Consider the following 14,437-nt stretch of genomic DNA (forward strand, 5'->3'; position numbering starts at 1 on the left):
AGGATGTCGCCGATCTGCGGCGCATCTGGATCGCGAAACGCCAGCCCTTCATGGCCAACCATCTGGACCGGCTGGCCTTTGTGGACGAGACCTCGGTCAAAACCAACATGGCCAAGACGACCGGCTGGGCCCCGTTCGGGCAGCGCCTCGTCGATCACGCGCCGTTCGGACATTGGCGCACCCAGACCTTCGTCGCGGCCCTGCGCCACGACCGGCTCGACGCACCATGGATCATCGACGGGGCGATGAACGCCGAGATGTTCGCCCTCTACATCGAAACCCGGCTGGGGCCGACGCTGCGCAAAGGCGACGTTGTCATTCTCGACAACCTGTCGAGCCATAAGGCCCCGGCCGCAGCGGCGTCCCTGCGTGCGATTGGCACCTGGTTCCTGTTCTTGCCGCCTTACAGCCCGGACCTGAACCCCATCGAAATGGCGTTCTCAAAGCTGAAGTCGCTCATAAGGAAGGCAGCCGCGCGAACCTACGATCAACTTTGGGCGGCCGTCGGCCATGTCTGCGACCTCTTCTCAGACCAAGAATGCTACAACTACTTCAAGGCGGCCGGCTATGAGGCCGATTAAATGCGACGCGCTCTAGTGCCCGGCTTTGCCAAGCTCCGCGACGAGCAAGGCGTCCGCCAGTTCCATTTCCACACGCCCGAGGCACGCTCATTCTTCCGTGTGAACAAGCCCGATAGCCTCGGCGACGAGTTGTCGGGCTTCCGCCCCACCGTGGTCGAGGCAAACGCCACCTGCGCCACGGTGTCCGGGCTGGAGCTTGGCCGCGGCGGGCTGGGCGCCCGCGGCATCGCGCCGATCAGCCACCAGGGCCGCCATGTCGGCACGGTCGAGATCGGCCTCAAGGTCGACGCGGCCTTCTTCGAGTCGATCGTTGCCGGATCGCATGACCAGATCGAACTCTACATCCTGCCGCGCTCGGGCATCAGCGATTTCGCCGCGTCAGATGCAAGCCGGATGGGCCGTACCGTCGCGAGTTTCGATGCCCCGGCGCTGCTGGGCACCGACGAGGTGCTGGCCGGTCGCACGGATGGGATCGCCGCAAGCGTGCGCGAACTGGGCGGCGAAAGCTACTATTCCGCCGCCTTCCCGGTGAAGGACTATACCGGAATACCGGTCGCGCTGCTGCATGTTCTTGTGCCGCGCGCCAGCTACCTCGCGCTTGCAGGTGACATGCGCATGACCGCGTTCGGGGCGGCGGCGTTGGCCCTGACCATCGGGCTTGGGCTTGCCGCATTCATGGGCGGCCAGATCACCGGCACCTTGCGCGCCCTGATCGACAAGCTCGGCCGCCTGACCCAAGGCGACCGCGACACCGACGTCTCCGATGTCGAGGGCCGCGGCGGCGAACTGGGTCAACTGGCGCAGGGCATCGCCAGCTTCCGCGATCACCGCCTGCACGAGGTCACGCTCCAGGAGCGGGACCGCGAGCGTGCCGAGGTCGAGGGCGTGGTGCGGTCGCCCGCGGCGATGCCGAGGCCTCGGGCCGCGTCGTCTCCGACGCCGTCGACGCGATGGGCGAGATCAAGCGCTCCTCCGACGAGATCAGCCAGATCATCGGCGTGATCGACGACATCGCGTTCCAGACCAACCTCCTGGCGCTCAACGCCGCCTCGGCCACCCTCCGCCACGAGGCCGAAACCCTCCAGGGCCTCGTCGCACGGTTCCGGCTGCAAGGCCCAGCCGGAGCAGTCTCCGGGCGCGATGGCGCCGCTGCGTCTCGTCCAGAACAGCGCCGCCGACACCGCGCCGGAGAAGGCCCGCGGTCGGCTTGGGCGGTTGGCAGGACTTCTGAGGCCGACCGCATGCCCGCAAGCCGGGCGGGGTTGGACTTCCCCGCCCGGAGAGGTTAGATCGGGAGCAGGCGGAAGGAACCCAGCGCCATGAGCCCCAGAGACCTCAAGATCCCCGGCCAGCGTCATCCCGAAAAGGCGCATCGGCCGGACAATTCGCAACCGAAGAAACCTGCCTGGATCCGCGTCCGCGCGCCCGGCGGGCAGGGCTATCGCGACACGCACAAGGTGATCCGCGAGCATGGACTTGCCACGGTTTGCGAGGAGGCGGGATGCCCGAACGTGGGCGAGTGCTGGGCGCACGGCCACGCCACCATGATGATCATGGGCGAGATCTGCACGCGCGGCTGCACGTTCTGCAATGTGGCCACCGGCCGGCCCGAGGCGCTGGACATCTTCGAACCGGGGCGGGTGGCCGATGCGGTGCAGAAGCTCGGCCTCAATCACGTCGTCATTACCTCGGTGGATCGCGACGATCTCGAGGATGGCGGGGCTGCGCATTTCGCGCAGACGATCCGCGCGATCCGCCACCGCGCGCCGGACACCACGATCGAGGTGCTGACGCCCGACTTCCTGAAATGCGGCCCCGAGGCGCTGGAATCTGTAGTCGCGGCCAAGCCGGACGTGTTCAACCACAATCTCGAGACCGTGCCCGGACTCTACCCGGAGGTCCGGCCCGGGGCGCGCTACTTCCACTCGCTCCGCCTGTTGCAACGCGTGAAGGAGATCGACCCGACCGCGTTTACCAAGTCGGGCATCATGGCGGGGCTCGGCGAGGAGCGGCAGGCCGTCCTTCAGGTCATGGACGACCTGCGCTCGGCCGACGTGGATTTCCTGACCATCGGCCAGTACCTGCAGCCGACGTCCAAGCACCACGCCGTCGCGCGTTTCGTGACGCCGGAGGAGTTCGCGGCTTACGAACGGGCGGCCTACGGCAAGGGATTTCTGATGGTTTCGGCCACGCCGCTTACACGATCCAGCTACCACGCGGGCGAGGATTTCGCCCGGCTCAAGGCCGCGCGCGAGCGGGCGGTGGCGGGGCGCTGAACGGCCCGCGCTGCGCAGAACGACGCAAAATCCCGCCAGCGCGACCGGCTGCCTCTCAAAGCCGCCGGTCGCGGCCCGAGATTACCATCAACTCGCCGATATTCTCCCGCGTGATATAGCCGATCATCCGGCCCGAAGGCTCGGTCACGGCGACCGCCGGCGCGCCCGAATCCTGCAACGCGTCGAGCGCGGCGGCGAGCGGGGCGGTCAGCGGGACGGTCGGGATGCCTTCGGTCATCGCCTCGGAAACGGAGCGCATCTTGTTGCCCTCTGCCAGCGCGGCAAAAAGCGCGTTGCGCGTCAGGAACCCGCGCAGCCCGCCGCCTGCGTCGACCACGGGGAACTCGTGCTGGGTGGTTCGGATGACTGCATTCGACGCGATCTGCAGCGTATCGGCGGGTTGCAGCGCCTCGAACTGGGTGATCATCGCATCGCGCGCCCGCATGTGCCCAGCCATGTCACGGAGCGAGACATCCGCGCTTTCCGCGCCCGCCGCGAGAAACACGAAGATCGCGATCAGCAGCAGGATCGGGTTGCCCCAGGTCAACCCGAGAAAACCGAAAACGAAGGCCAGCACCTGTCCCGAGCGCGCGGCGGCCCTTGTCGCCGCGACCCGGCCCATGACGGCGGACAGCGCGGCGCGGAACACCCGACCACCGTCCATCGGGAAGGCCGGGATCATGTTGAACAGCACAAGGAACAGGTTCAGCGCCGCCAGCTTGCCCCAGAACCCGGCTAGGCCAGGCTCCTCGATCGCAGCGAGTTTCTCCAAGTCGGTCTCAGCGCCGAGCAGGACAAGCACCGCCCAGATCACCACGTTCACCGCGGGACCGGCGAGGGCGACGACGATCTCCTGCGCCGGCTTTTCCGGCATCCGGTCAAGTCGCGCGAGCCCGCCGATCGGCAGGAGCGTGATGTCCGGCGTCGCGATGCCATAGCGCCGCGCGGCCAGCGCGTGGCCAAATTCGTGCGCGACCACGCAGGCGAACAGCGCCAGCACAAACAGCACGTTGCCCGCCGCGGCGATCGGGCCGCCCGCGATCCATGCAGCGGCGCCGATCCAAGCGAGCAACAGAAAGAAGGTGGCATGCACCCGGACTTCAGAGCCGAACAACCGGCCGATGGGGAAGGACAGGCTCATCCCGCGCTTGCCCGCCGGGCTGCCTTAGAACGGAATCTCGTCGTCGAGATCGCCAGCCGGCGCCGGGCCGCGTCCGCCACCCCCGCCGCCGAAATCCCCACCTCGGTCCTGGTCGTAGCCGCCGCCATAGCCGCCTCCGCCACCGCCTCCGCTGTCGGAGCGGCCGTCGAGCATGGTCAGCACCCCGCCCACGCCGGCCACCACCACGTCGGTGGAATAGCGGTCCTGACCGGACTGGTCCTGCCATTTGCGTGTCTGAAGGCTCCCCTCGACATAGACCTTGGAGCCCTTGCGCAGGTATTGCTCGGCCACCCGCACCAAGCCCTCGCCGCGCAGCACCACATTGTGCCATTCGGTGCGTTCGCGGCGCTCGCCGGTGTTGCGGTCCTTCCAGTTTTCGGAGGTCGCGATCCGCAGGTTGCAGAGCTTGCCGCCGTCGGGAAAGCTCCGCACCTCGGGGTCGCGGCCGAGATTGCCGATGAGAATGACCTTGTTGACCGAACCCGCCATCTGCGTGCCCCCTTTCTCGAATCTGCGCCGTTCGCATTTTATCCCTTACACCACCCCGGCAGGGTTAAGGGAAGGTCAAAATCCTCCGGCCCGATGGCGGGGCTGGCCCGACGGAGCAATTCTCGCTATGTTGCGGCATGACAAGAACGGGCCGGAACGCGAGGGACGGCAGTGCGAAACGTAATCGGTACGATGGCCCTGATGGGGCTGGCCGCGGGGCCCGGATTGGCCGAGACCACGGTTTCGTCCAAGGCCCGCGCGGCGCTGTTCGCGTCGCAAACCCGCGTTCTCGACAACCGGGCCGCGCAGCAATATGCCAACTCGATACGGCTTCAGCCGCAGCGGGTCGTCACGCCTTCGCGGGGCGGGGGGCTGTCCTATAACGGGGCGTATCGGGGCGAGTTTCTGGACCATGCTCGCGCCGCAGCGCGCCGTCACGGCGTGCCTGAAGACCTGTTCCTCCGCCTGGTGCAGCAGGAATCGGCCTGGAACCCGCAGGCGGTGTCGCACAAGGGCGCAATCGGGCTGGCGCAACTCATGCCCGCAACCGCGCGCCGGCTTGGCGTGAACCCGCGCGATCCGCGCCAGAACCTCGACGGCGGTGCGCGCTACCTGCGCACGCAATACGACCGGTTCCGGTCCTGGCGCCTGGCGCTGGCGGCCTACAACGCGGGGCCGGAGGCGGTTGAGCGGCACGGCGGCGTGCCGCCCTATCGCGAGACCCGCAATTACGTTCGCCGTATCTGGGGCAGCTGAGGGCCGGGCAGCCCAATTGGTCCGTGCGGTTGCGGCTGCGCCGACACCGTTCGCCTAGAGCGTGTCGCCGGCTTTCGGATTCAGGATTCCCAGATTGGCCGTGATGTGATTCCGTCTCTTTGAGGCAGATATGGGGGTCATAGATGGGCAAACCACATCCGATAGAGCTACGCGAGCGTGTCGTCGCGTTCGTGGACGAAGGTCATGGGCATCGCGAAGCGGCACGGCACTTCCGAGTATCGCCGAAGTTCGTGAACGAGCTGATCAAACTGCGTCGCGAGACCGGATCACTCAAGCCCCGGCCCCAAGGCAATGGCGGCGGGCACGGCAAGCTTGCGGGCGTGACCGGCTGGATCGAAGCCCGCGTCGCCGCCAATGGCGAGATCACGCTCGATGAATTGGCCGTTGAGCTGGCCGAAACCCATGGCATCGAGGTCCATCGCGGCACGATCTGGCGGGTGCTGCGCGGGCTTGGTCTGACGCACGAAAAAAGACCTGCAGGCGCTTGAGCAGAAGCGCAAGGATGTCGCCGATCTGCGGCGCATCTGGATCGCGAAACGCCAGCCCTTCATGGCCAACCATCTGGACCGGCTGGCCTTTGTGGACGAGACCTCGGTCAAAACCAACATGGCCAGGACGACCGGCTGGGCCCCGTTCGGGCAGCGCCTCGTCGATCACGCGCCGTTCGGACATTGGCGCACCCAGACCTTCGTCGCGGCCCTGCGCCACGACCGGCTCGACGCACCATGGATCATCGACGGGGCGATGAACGCCGAGATGTTCGCCCTCTACATCGAAACCCAGCTGGGGCCGACGCTGCGCAAAGGCGACGTTGTCATTCTCGACAACCTGTCGAGCCATAAGGCCCCGGCCGCAGCGGCGTCCCTGCGTGCGATTGGCACCTGGTTCCTGTTCTTGCCGCCTTACAGCCCGGACCTGAACCCCATCGAAATGGCGTTCTCAAAGCTGAAGTCGCTCATAAGGAAGGCAGCCGCGCGAACCTACGATCAACTTTGGGCGGCCGTCGGCCATGTCTGCGACCTCGTCTCAGACCAAGAATGCTACAACTACTTCAAGGCGGCCGGCTATGAGGCCGATTAAATGCGACGCGCTCTAGGACGTGGCCATTATTAACTGATGCGTTGTCTCAATGGCTTTTGCGTAGCGCATTCTCGCAGTGATTGGTTTACTCCGCCGCGACCTGAATCACCGGCTCCATCGTTTCAAGCTCCTCCTGCGAAAGGTGGCACTTGATCCGGTGGCCCTCGGCCAGCGTCACCATCGGCGGCACCTCGCGCTCGCAGAGATCGCCCGGCACGCGGTCCTTCCAGCGGCAACGGGTCTGGAACGGGCAGCCGGGTGGCGGGTTCATCGCCGACGGGATCTCGCCCTCCAGCACGATGCGCTTCTTCTTCACATGGGTATCGGCAATCGGCACCGCCGACAGAAGCGCCTCGGTATAGGGATGGTAGGGCGGGGCGAAGACCTGGTCGGTGGCGCCGAGCTCCACGACATGGCCCAGATACATGACCATCACCCGGTCGGAGAGATAGCGCACGATCGACAGGTCGTGGGCGATGAACAGAAGCGTCGTCTTCTGCTCGCGCTGAATCTCCAGCAGCAGGTCGGTGACGGCCGCCTGCACGCTCACGTCGAGCGCCGAGACCGGCTCGTCGGCCACCACGATCCGCGCGCCGCCGGCGAAGGCCCGCGCGATGCCGACGCGCTGTTTCTGCCCGCCCGAAAGCTGGCGCGGCATCCGGTCGGCGAATTCACGCGGCAGTTTCACAAGGTCGAGCAGGTCGAGCATCCGCTGGCGGCGGTCTTCCTCGCCGTCTCCGATCTCGAACACCTCGAGCGCGCGCATGATCTGCCGGCCCACGGTCATCGAGGGGTTCAGCGTATCGAACGGGTTCTGGAATACCATCTGTACGTCGGCGATGGTCTTGTGCCCGCGTTGCTGGATCGGGATGTCCTGTATCTCGCGGTTGTCTAGCAGGATCTTGCCGCTCGTGGCGGTCTCCAGCCCCATCAGCAGCTTGGCGAAGGTGGACTTGCCGCAGCCGGATTCGCCCACGATCGCCAGAGTCTCGGATTCGCGCGCGGCGAAGCTGAGCGTCTCGTTGGCCTTGACGACCTTGGTGCCGCCCGAGCCGAAGAGGGCGTTGGCGTTGACCTCGTAGTATTTCTTCAGCTCCTCCATCTTCAGGACCACGTCGCCGGCCTCGACCTTCTGGGCCTTCTTGGCCGCCTCCGGCGGCTGCTCCCAGTCGATTTCCTGAAACCGCAGGCAGCGCGTCTCGTGCCGGTCGTCGCCGGGGACCTCGGTCATGTAGATATGGCCCGCATCGCAGCGCCCGGCCTCGAAATAGTCGCAGCGGGGGCCGAAATTGCAGCCCGGCGGACGTTCGTGGGGCAGGGGGAAGTTGCCGGGGATCGCCACCAGCGGCCGTTCGTTCTTGTCCGCACCCGGCAGCGGGATCGAGCGGAACAGTGCCTGGGTATAGGGGTGGCGCATCTTGTCGAACACGTCCTTGATGCTGCCCCGCTCCACGGCCTCGCCGGAATACATCACGCAAAGCCGGTCGCAGGTTTCCAGCACCAGCCCCAGATTGTGGCTGATGAACAGCATCGAGGTGCCGTATTTCTTGCCCAGATCCTTGACCAGATCGACGATTCCGGCTTCGACGGTGACGTCGAGCGCGGTGGTCGGTTCATCGAGGATCAAGAGCGAGGGCTTCGACATCAGCGCCATGGCGATGACGATGCGCTGCTGCTGGCCGCCCGAGAGCTGGTGCGGATAGGCGTCGAGGATACGGTCGGGGTCGGGCAGGCGCACGTCCTCGACGACCTGCCGCGCCATCTTGAGCGCCTCCTTCTCGGGCGTGCCGTCATGGATCATCGGCACCTCGACGAGCTGCTTGCCGACCTTCATCGCGGGGTTCAGGCTCGCCATCGGCTCCTGGTAGATCATCGCGATCTCGTTGCCGCGCAGGTCGCGCAGCTCCTCCTCGGAGACCTCCGAAAGGTCGCGCCCCTTGAACTTAATCGAGCCGCCGACGATCCGGCCGTTGACGCCCAGATCCTGCATCACCCCGAGCGCCACGGTGGACTTGCCGCAGCCGGATTCGCCCACCAGCCCCACCGCCTCGCCCGGTTCCACGGTGACGGAGAAATCCATCACCGCCGGGATTTCGCGACGCCGGGTGAAGAAGCTGATCGAAAGCTTGTCGATCTCAAGGATCGGGCCGTCATGGTCCCATTTCATCTTCGGCAGCCTTTCCGTCTTGGGCGATCGGGCCGGGGCCCGGCCGCCGGCTTGCTTTACATGATCGTCATCGACAGGCCGAACGGCACCGTCGCGCCGGTATCGGCCTGATTGCCCATCAGGTAGACGCGGATGCGGTAGTCGCCGTCAGAAGGCAGGGTGACGCCGACCGCATCGTTGCCGCTGGTCGAGCTATTGTAGATCGCCACCCCGTCGCTGCCGGGCGGCAGGATGTTGAAGAAGGCGCTGTCGTCCGTGATGAGTGAGACGCCCATCGACTGTCCGGCGCGGGCGCCGAGCAGGTAATCCACATAACCGTTGCCAGTGACGGTGCCTTCGACATAGGCGTTGTCATTGCCCCGGTCGAACTGGACGCGATGGCTTTCTTGCGCGAGGACGAGCCCGGCCGTTCCGCCGGCCAGCGCGATTCCGAGGGTAAGGGCGCGGGTGAAAGAAGTAATCATGTCAGACTCCGAATAAGTCACCGGCGCGGCTGCACCGGTCCAACAAGACTACAACGGGAGTCGCCCACCCTCCGAGTCGTTTGGGCGCACGCATCGGCTCAGTCCTTCAGGCTTTCTTCGCGCAAGCCGTCGGCCAGCAGGTTCAGCCCCAGAACGAGGCTCATGATCGCGATGGCCGGCACCAGCGGCGGGAACGGGAAAAATTGCAGCAGCCCCCGCCCGCCATTGATCGAGGTGCCCCAGTCAGGGCTCTCGGGCGGCAGGCCGAGGCCGAAGAAGCCGAGCGTACCGAGCAGGATCGTGGTGTAGCCGATGCGCAGGCAGAAATCGACGAGCAGCGGCCCCCGCGCGTTGGGCAGGATCTCCCACAGCATGATGTACCACGCGCCCTCGCCGCGGGTCTGGGCGGCGGCGACGTAGTCGCGGGTGCGGATGTCCAGCGTCAGGCCGCGGACGATCCGGAACACGGTGGGCGAGTTCACGAAGACCACCGAGACGAAGACGATCAGCACGCCGCCGGGGATCGAGATGAGCCCGAACGGGTCCTGATCCCAGGCGAGTCCCAGGTAGAGCCAGCCGCCGATCAGCAAGGTGAGCCCGACCAGGATGTTGCGTGTCATCGGCTGGGTGTGGAAGCGTGAGTTCCACAGGATCACCAGGAACACGATCGGGAAGAGAAACAGAACTGCCGCCATGTAGGTCGGCACGCCCATCTGCACGATCTCGGGCGTCACCAGCAGAAAGAACAGCAGGATCACCGGAAAGGCCAGCACGAGGTTGGCGAGGAAGGACAGCGAGGTGTCGAACCTGCCGCCCATATAGCCGGCCGGCACTCCCAGTACGATCCCCACCATGAAGGCGAAGAGCGTGGCCGCCGGCGCGATTGTCAGCACGACGCGCGCGCCCGACACCATGCGCGAGAACACGTCGCGCGCCAGCGCGTCGCCGCCCAGCAGGTAATAGCCGTATTGCCCCTCGTCGGGCGAGGGCAGCGGCGTGCCCGGCGCCTTGTTCTTCATCCCCGAGATCACATCCTGCACGGGGTCGAAGGTCACGACCAGATCCGCAAAGATCGCCGAGAACACCCAGAACATCACCAGCCCGAAGCCGATCATCCCGATGATGTTGTCGAACAGGTGCCCATAAAGCCCCAGCCGACGCTTGAAGGCGATGGACAGCGCGAAGGTGACGCCCAGCGCGATCCAGACCGGCAGGAACCGGGTCGAGATGCGTCCGATGATGCCCTTCTGCTCGTCGGGCAGCAGGATGCCACCGATCAGATAGCCAAGCACGATCAGCACGAGCGCGGCGAGCGACAGCAGCATCGCGGCCCGGGTAAAGCGCGTCGCGTCGGACGAGCGCAGCACAGCGCCGTCGGGGCCGTATTGCAGCCGCTCGTCGGCGGTGAAGAACGAGACGGCGATATTCGCGATAACCGAGACCACCAGCGCCAGCGTGGCGATCTGGATCGCGACATTCAGGTATGGGCCCAGCGCCCCGGTCCAACTCAACGGTTCCATGGTCGGGCTCCCCTACGAGACTCGGATGCGCGGATTGAGGAAGGCATAGCCGATATCCGAGATCAGCTGGGTGACCAGCACCACCACCACGGCCACGACCGACACCGCCAGCAGAAGGTCGATATCGTTGTTCTGCGCGCCTTCGACCAGCGCGTTGCCGAAGCCCGGATAGACGAACAGCGCCTCGACGATGACGACCCCGGTCAGAAGCCAGGGGAATTGAAGCATGATGACGGTGAAGGGCGCGATCAGTGCGTTGCGAAGCGCGTGGCGCAGCACGATTGTACGGAACTTCACGCCCTTCAGCCGCGCAGTGCGTATGTATTGCGCGGTCATCACCTCGGCCATGCTGGCCCGCGTCATCCTCGCGATATAGCCCATGCCGTAAAGCGCGATGGTCGCGACAGGCAGGGTGAAGTTCTCGAAGGTGATCCCGTCTACCGCCGACTTGGCCGAGCCGTTGAACCATTTCAGCCCCACCATCGACGAGGCGAACACCACCACGAAGATCACGCCCGAGACGTATTCCGGCGTCGAGGTCGAGGCGATGGAGAAGGTGGAAAGCGTGCGGTCGGTGGCCGATCCTTCGCGCATGCCCGCGAGCACGCCGATGATCAGGGCCATCGGCACCATGACGGCGAAGGCCCAGAACATCAGCACACCGGTGCGCGCCAGCCGTTCGCCGATCACCTCGGCCACGTCCACGCGGTATTTCGTCGAATAGCCCCAGTCGCCCTGCAGCACCCCGCAATAACGCGGGACGTCCTCGACGCTTTCGATCCCGCTCTCGCCGCGCATGCAGCGCCCGCCGGTCGGGGTGCCGCCGGCGTCGGTCGCGAGCGTGCCGGGCAGAACGCCCAGCCATTGGCCATAGCGCGACAGGATCGGCTCGCCATAGCCGTTGCGGTCCAGCCAGCTCTGCACCTCGGCATCGGTGATGCGGGAGCCGGCCTGGGTCTTGGCCAGTTTCTCCAGATTGGGCTGAAGGTTGGTCAGCACGAAGACGATGAAAGTCATGCACAACGCCGTCAGCGCCATGACCCCAACCCGCCTGAGAATGAATAGTGCCATCGGCCCCCCTGTTGTGGTCCCGCGCCCGGGGGCGGCGCGGGGCTGTTCGGTTCTTGCCGGCGCAAGCGGCCGGGACTACGGCGGCAGAACAGGCCGCCCCCGTTTCGATCGGTCAGCCGCGCCGGGTCAGGCCCAGCCCATGTGGTGGATGTTGATCTCGAATTTCGGATGCATCTCGGCGCCGACCACGCCGTCCTTGTAGTGACGATAAAGTGAGCGGAAATAAGGGATGATCGCCACCCCGTCATCCACCATCATCTGCTGAAGCTTGGCCATGACCTCCTTTCGGGACCCGCTGTCGGCGACGGCCGTCGCCGCGTCCAGAAGCGCGTCGAACTCCTCCGAGCGGTAGCCGCACTCGTTCCAGGCCGCGGTCGAACGGTAGGCGAGGTTGAGAAGCTGCACGCCGGTCTCGCGGTGGTTCCAGTTGGTCGACGAGAACGGATACTTCGTCCAGTCGTTCCAGAAGGTCGATCCCGGCATCACCGTGCGCTTGACCTTGAAGCCCGCATCCCTCAGCTGCGCCGCCACTGCGTCGGTGGTGTTCTTGCGGTAGTCGTCGTCGATGGAGACGAGATCGTGCTCGTAGTCCATCATCCCGGCCTCTTCCATCAGGCGCCGCGCCTCCTCGACGTTCTTCTCGTGCGGGGACGTATCGGCATGGTCGGGATGGACGCCCGGAGCCACGTGGTAGTTGTTGTTCGATTCCGAGCCACGGCCGGAGATGCCGAGTTCGAGCGGCACCGAGTTGTCCACCGCTAGCGCCAGCGCGCGGCGCACCTTGACGTCGGCATAGGGCGTCTCACCGTTTACCTCGGCCTCCTGGTTCGGGCGGATCACCACCGTCGCGGCAGTGCCGACTTCGCTTTCGACCCAGCCGATCGAAGTGAAGATGTCGATGAAGTCGGACACCGTCTCGTAGGTCATGTCGAACTCGTCGGCATCGGCGCCGGCCAGCCAGGCCGAGGGGTCAGTGCCGTAATCGAGGAACTCGACCCGGTCGAGATAGGCCTCGCCCCAGTACTCGTGGTCGGGGTTTTTCACCAGCGTGATGCGCTCGCCGACCTTGAACTCGTCGAACATGTAGGCGCCGGTGCCGATCCCGTGATCCAGCACCGAGGTGCCGATCTTGTCGCGATGCATGATCGCCGCGGGGTAGTCGGCCATGCCGAACATCAGTGTCCCGTCGGGCGTCAGCGGGCGCACCACCACTGTGCGGTCGTCCACCACCTCGACCGCGCCGTCGGCGGCCTTGCCGTCCTCGATCAGCGAGGCCATGCGCGCCGCCATTGAATTACCCTCGACCGATTCGTCGCACCAGCCGACGATGTTCGCCGCGACGTCCTCGGCGGTGAAATCGTCGCCGTTGTTCCACTTGACGCCCTGGCGAACGTTCAAGGTGTATTCGGTCGCGTCGTCATTGGCTTCCCAGCTTTCCAGCAGTATCGGGCGCAGGGCGCCGTCGGGTCGCACCTCGACCAGATACTCGATGATGCCACGGGTCTCGTTGCCGAGTTCGGACCAGTCGTAGGTGCGCGGGTCCTTGAGCTCGCGGCAGTTCATCTGGATGCGCAGAGAGCCGCCCATCTGCGGTGTGCCCTGCGCGCGGGCGGGGGCGCGCAGCCCGATCAGCCCGTAGGCGGCGCCGGCCGATACACCTAGCGCAGTCGCCCGCGACAGGAACTCGCGGCGGCTCAGCAGCCCGTCGCGGCATTCGCGCGCATACATCTCGGCAGCCGGGTGCATCCGGTCGGCTCGGGTTTCGGTCATGGTCATCGGGATCTCCCTGTATCCTAGTCTGAGATGGAAACGGTCGGCTCCGGTCCTGATGCCTGGTTCTTGCCACCTGAGGCGGATCGGTCTTGCCGGTGTTTCCCCTCCGTTCGAACTCTCGACGCGACGCCGCGTCGCGCGAATTGTTCATCGCGTCGGTTCCTTGCACGAAAACGACTTCCAGTTATAACAAAAACGACATCTGGCCGTTGTGCAACCGAAAGCTGGCCCGCAGCGGCGCATGGCCAATCACGTCTCCCGGCGAAAACCCCTCGGCGTCTGGCCTGTGCGGGCCTGGAATGCGCGGGTGAAATAGGCGGGCGAGGCATAGCCAAGCGCGCCCGCAATGTCCTTGATCGGGGCGCGGGTATCGGCCAGCAGGCGCCGCGCCTCACTGATCTTGCGTTCCGACAGCAGGTCCGAAGCCGTGCGCCCGCAGGTCTGGTTGCAGATGCGCGTCAGGTGTGTCGCCGTGACGCCTAGGTCAGCGGCATAGTCCGACACCGATTTCGGGCCGCGGAACTCCTTCTCCACCAGCGCCGCGAAGCCTGCGGCGAGCCGGCGCGCGGAATCGGGGGCCGGCACCGCGTCCTCGGCCACCGCGATCTGCCGGTCGAGCCAGACGGAGACGAGCCCGGCATAGTGCCGGATCGCCCGCTGCGCGCCGGGTTTCCGGCCCGCAAGCTCGCGTTCCAGCGCATCCAGCAGGGTGACGAGTTCCACCTGCACCTGGCCGTCGCGGATGCGCAGGTGATGCGGCGTTTCCGGCAGGTCGAGGTCGGGAACCCCCGAGAACACCACCGCCGAGCCGTAAACCTGGCCGGTCATCTCGAAGCTGTGCATCGTGTGGGCGGGAATGTAGATCGCGTTATGCGCGCCATAGCCTCGGGTGACGCCCGCGACGGTGATCCGGCCCTGGCCCTTGGTGATCCACAGCAGTTGCGGCGCGGAATAGCTGCGCATCGCCTCGGCACGCCAGCGGCCGCCCTGAGTGAGACGCGCGAAAGGCACAACGCGGATTTCCGGGAAAAGGGTCATGGCAAATCGAGCCCTAGTGATGCGCAGATGTTCGAACCG

The 14,437-nt window shown here is 65.8% G+C and carries 13 protein-coding genes and 2 pseudogenes; 7 read left to right on the top strand and 8 right to left on the bottom strand.

The window, feature by feature from the left end; translation table 11 throughout:
* Nucleotides 1-29: 29 nt before the first annotated feature.
* From BUR28_RS20315 to lipA, 4 genes and pseudogenes are all read left to right on the top strand, one after another.
* On the top strand, nucleotides 30-581 hold the full coding sequence (locus tag BUR28_RS20315) for an IS630 family transposase (RefSeq protein WP_254813785.1): 552 nt from the start codon (nucleotides 30-32) through the stop codon (nucleotides 579-581).
* Nucleotides 582-1,154: pseudogene (locus BUR28_RS20530) on the top strand (cache domain-containing protein); the annotation flags it as partial. It lies immediately after the preceding gene.
* A 323-nt stretch (nucleotides 1,155-1,477) separates the two neighbouring features.
* Nucleotides 1,478-1,645, top strand: a pseudogene (locus BUR28_RS20535) (methyl-accepting chemotaxis protein); the annotation flags it as partial.
* 255 nt (nucleotides 1,646-1,900) lie between these two features.
* The gene (lipA, locus tag BUR28_RS03610) at nucleotides 1,901-2,857 is read left to right on the top strand and encodes a lipoyl synthase (protein ID WP_074218881.1); all 957 of its coding nucleotides are present in this window, start codon (nucleotides 1,901-1,903) and stop codon (nucleotides 2,855-2,857) included.
* A 55-nt stretch (nucleotides 2,858-2,912) separates the two neighbouring features.
* Here the strand turns inward: lipA and BUR28_RS03615 are convergent, their stop codons facing one another.
* Both BUR28_RS03615 and ssb read right to left on the bottom strand, forming a co-directional pair.
* Nucleotides 2,913-3,998: a site-2 protease family protein gene (locus BUR28_RS03615; RefSeq protein WP_074218882.1), complete on the bottom strand. Its 1,086-nt coding sequence runs from the start codon at nucleotides 3,996-3,998 to the stop codon at nucleotides 2,913-2,915.
* A 24-nt stretch (nucleotides 3,999-4,022) separates the two neighbouring features.
* Nucleotides 4,023-4,508: a single-stranded DNA-binding protein gene (ssb, locus tag BUR28_RS03620; RefSeq protein ID WP_074218883.1), complete on the bottom strand. Its 486-nt coding sequence runs from the start codon at nucleotides 4,506-4,508 to the stop codon at nucleotides 4,023-4,025.
* A gap of 201 nt (nucleotides 4,509-4,709) precedes the next feature.
* On the opposite strand from ssb, the gene BUR28_RS03625 reads away from it, so the two are divergent.
* From BUR28_RS03625 to BUR28_RS20325, 3 genes are all read left to right on the top strand, one after another.
* Nucleotides 4,710-5,264 carry a lytic transglycosylase domain-containing protein gene (locus tag BUR28_RS03625; RefSeq protein ID WP_371441608.1) on the top strand — a complete coding sequence of 185 codons (555 nt, stop codon included), beginning with the start codon at nucleotides 4,710-4,712 and terminating at the stop codon, nucleotides 5,262-5,264.
* Nucleotides 5,265-5,407: 143 nt separating this feature from the next.
* Nucleotides 5,408-5,773, top strand: coding sequence for a helix-turn-helix domain-containing protein (locus tag BUR28_RS20320; protein ID WP_074218885.1), 366 nt, complete (start codon nucleotides 5,408-5,410; stop codon nucleotides 5,771-5,773).
* A gap of 40 nt (nucleotides 5,774-5,813) precedes the next feature.
* Nucleotides 5,814-6,365, top strand: a complete 552-nt coding sequence (locus BUR28_RS20325; protein WP_254813786.1) for an IS630 family transposase — start codon at nucleotides 5,814-5,816, stop codon at nucleotides 6,363-6,365.
* A gap of 85 nt (nucleotides 6,366-6,450) precedes the next feature.
* On the opposite strand, the gene BUR28_RS03640 is transcribed toward BUR28_RS20325, so the two are convergent.
* The 6 genes from BUR28_RS03640 to BUR28_RS03665 form a co-directional block, all read right to left on the bottom strand.
* Nucleotides 6,451-8,532 (bottom strand): dipeptide ABC transporter ATP-binding protein, encoded by a 2,082-nt coding sequence (locus BUR28_RS03640; protein WP_371441584.1) that lies wholly within the window; start codon nucleotides 8,530-8,532, stop codon nucleotides 6,451-6,453.
* Nucleotides 8,533-8,588: 56 nt separating this feature from the next.
* A complete protein-coding gene (locus BUR28_RS03645; RefSeq protein ID WP_074218888.1) occupies nucleotides 8,589-8,996 on the bottom strand; it encodes a hypothetical protein in 408 nt (135 codons plus the stop codon).
* Nucleotides 8,997-9,094: 98 nt separating this feature from the next.
* Nucleotides 9,095-10,516: an ABC transporter permease gene (locus BUR28_RS03650; RefSeq protein WP_074218889.1), complete on the bottom strand. Its 1,422-nt coding sequence runs from the start codon at nucleotides 10,514-10,516 to the stop codon at nucleotides 9,095-9,097.
* Nucleotides 10,517-10,528: 12 nt separating this feature from the next.
* Entirely contained in the window at nucleotides 10,529-11,587 is a 1,059-nt protein-coding gene (locus BUR28_RS03655; RefSeq protein WP_074218890.1) for an ABC transporter permease, read from the bottom strand.
* Nucleotides 11,588-11,713: 126 nt separating this feature from the next.
* The gene (locus BUR28_RS03660) at nucleotides 11,714-13,363 is read right to left on the bottom strand and encodes an ABC transporter substrate-binding protein (RefSeq protein ID WP_074218891.1); all 1,650 of its coding nucleotides are present in this window, start codon (nucleotides 13,361-13,363) and stop codon (nucleotides 11,714-11,716) included.
* Between the two features lie 246 nt (nucleotides 13,364-13,609).
* The gene (locus BUR28_RS03665; RefSeq protein ID WP_074218892.1) at nucleotides 13,610-14,398 is read right to left on the bottom strand and encodes an AraC family transcriptional regulator; all 789 of its coding nucleotides are present in this window, start codon (nucleotides 14,396-14,398) and stop codon (nucleotides 13,610-13,612) included.
* Nucleotides 14,399-14,437 lie beyond the last annotated feature (39 nt).

The sequence above is a fragment of the Rhodovulum sp. ES.010 genome, from assembly GCF_900142935.1.
GTDB lineage: Bacteria > Pseudomonadota > Alphaproteobacteria > Rhodobacterales > Rhodobacteraceae > Rhodovulum.

Coding starts and splice junctions, on each gene's coding strand:
- lipA (WP_074218881.1), top strand. CDS start 1,901: ATGAGCCCCAGAGACCTCAAGATCCCCGGCCAGCGTCATCCCGAAAAG.
- BUR28_RS03615 (WP_074218882.1), bottom strand. CDS start 3,998: ATGAGCCTGTCCTTCCCCATCGGCCGGTTGTTCGGCTCTGAAGTCCGG.
- ssb (WP_074218883.1), bottom strand. CDS start 4,508: ATGGCGGGTTCGGTCAACAAGGTCATTCTCATCGGCAATCTCGGCCGC.
- BUR28_RS03625 (WP_371441608.1), top strand. CDS start 4,710: ATGGGGCTGGCCGCGGGGCCCGGATTGGCCGAGACCACGGTTTCGTCC.
- BUR28_RS20320 (WP_074218885.1), top strand. CDS start 5,408: ATGGGCAAACCACATCCGATAGAGCTACGCGAGCGTGTCGTCGCGTTC.
- BUR28_RS03640 (WP_371441584.1), bottom strand. CDS start 8,532: ATGAAATGGGACCATGACGGCCCGATCCTTGAGATCGACAAGCTTTCG.
- BUR28_RS03645 (WP_074218888.1), bottom strand. CDS start 8,996: ATGATTACTTCTTTCACCCGCGCCCTTACCCTCGGAATCGCGCTGGCC.
- BUR28_RS03650 (WP_074218889.1), bottom strand. CDS start 10,516: ATGGAACCGTTGAGTTGGACCGGGGCGCTGGGCCCATACCTGAATGTC.
- BUR28_RS03655 (WP_074218890.1), bottom strand. CDS start 11,587: ATGGCACTATTCATTCTCAGGCGGGTTGGGGTCATGGCGCTGACGGCG.
- BUR28_RS03660 (WP_074218891.1), bottom strand. CDS start 13,363: ATGACCATGACCGAAACCCGAGCCGACCGGATGCACCCGGCTGCCGAG.
- BUR28_RS03665 (WP_074218892.1), bottom strand. CDS start 14,398: ATGACCCTTTTCCCGGAAATCCGCGTTGTGCCTTTCGCGCGTCTCACT.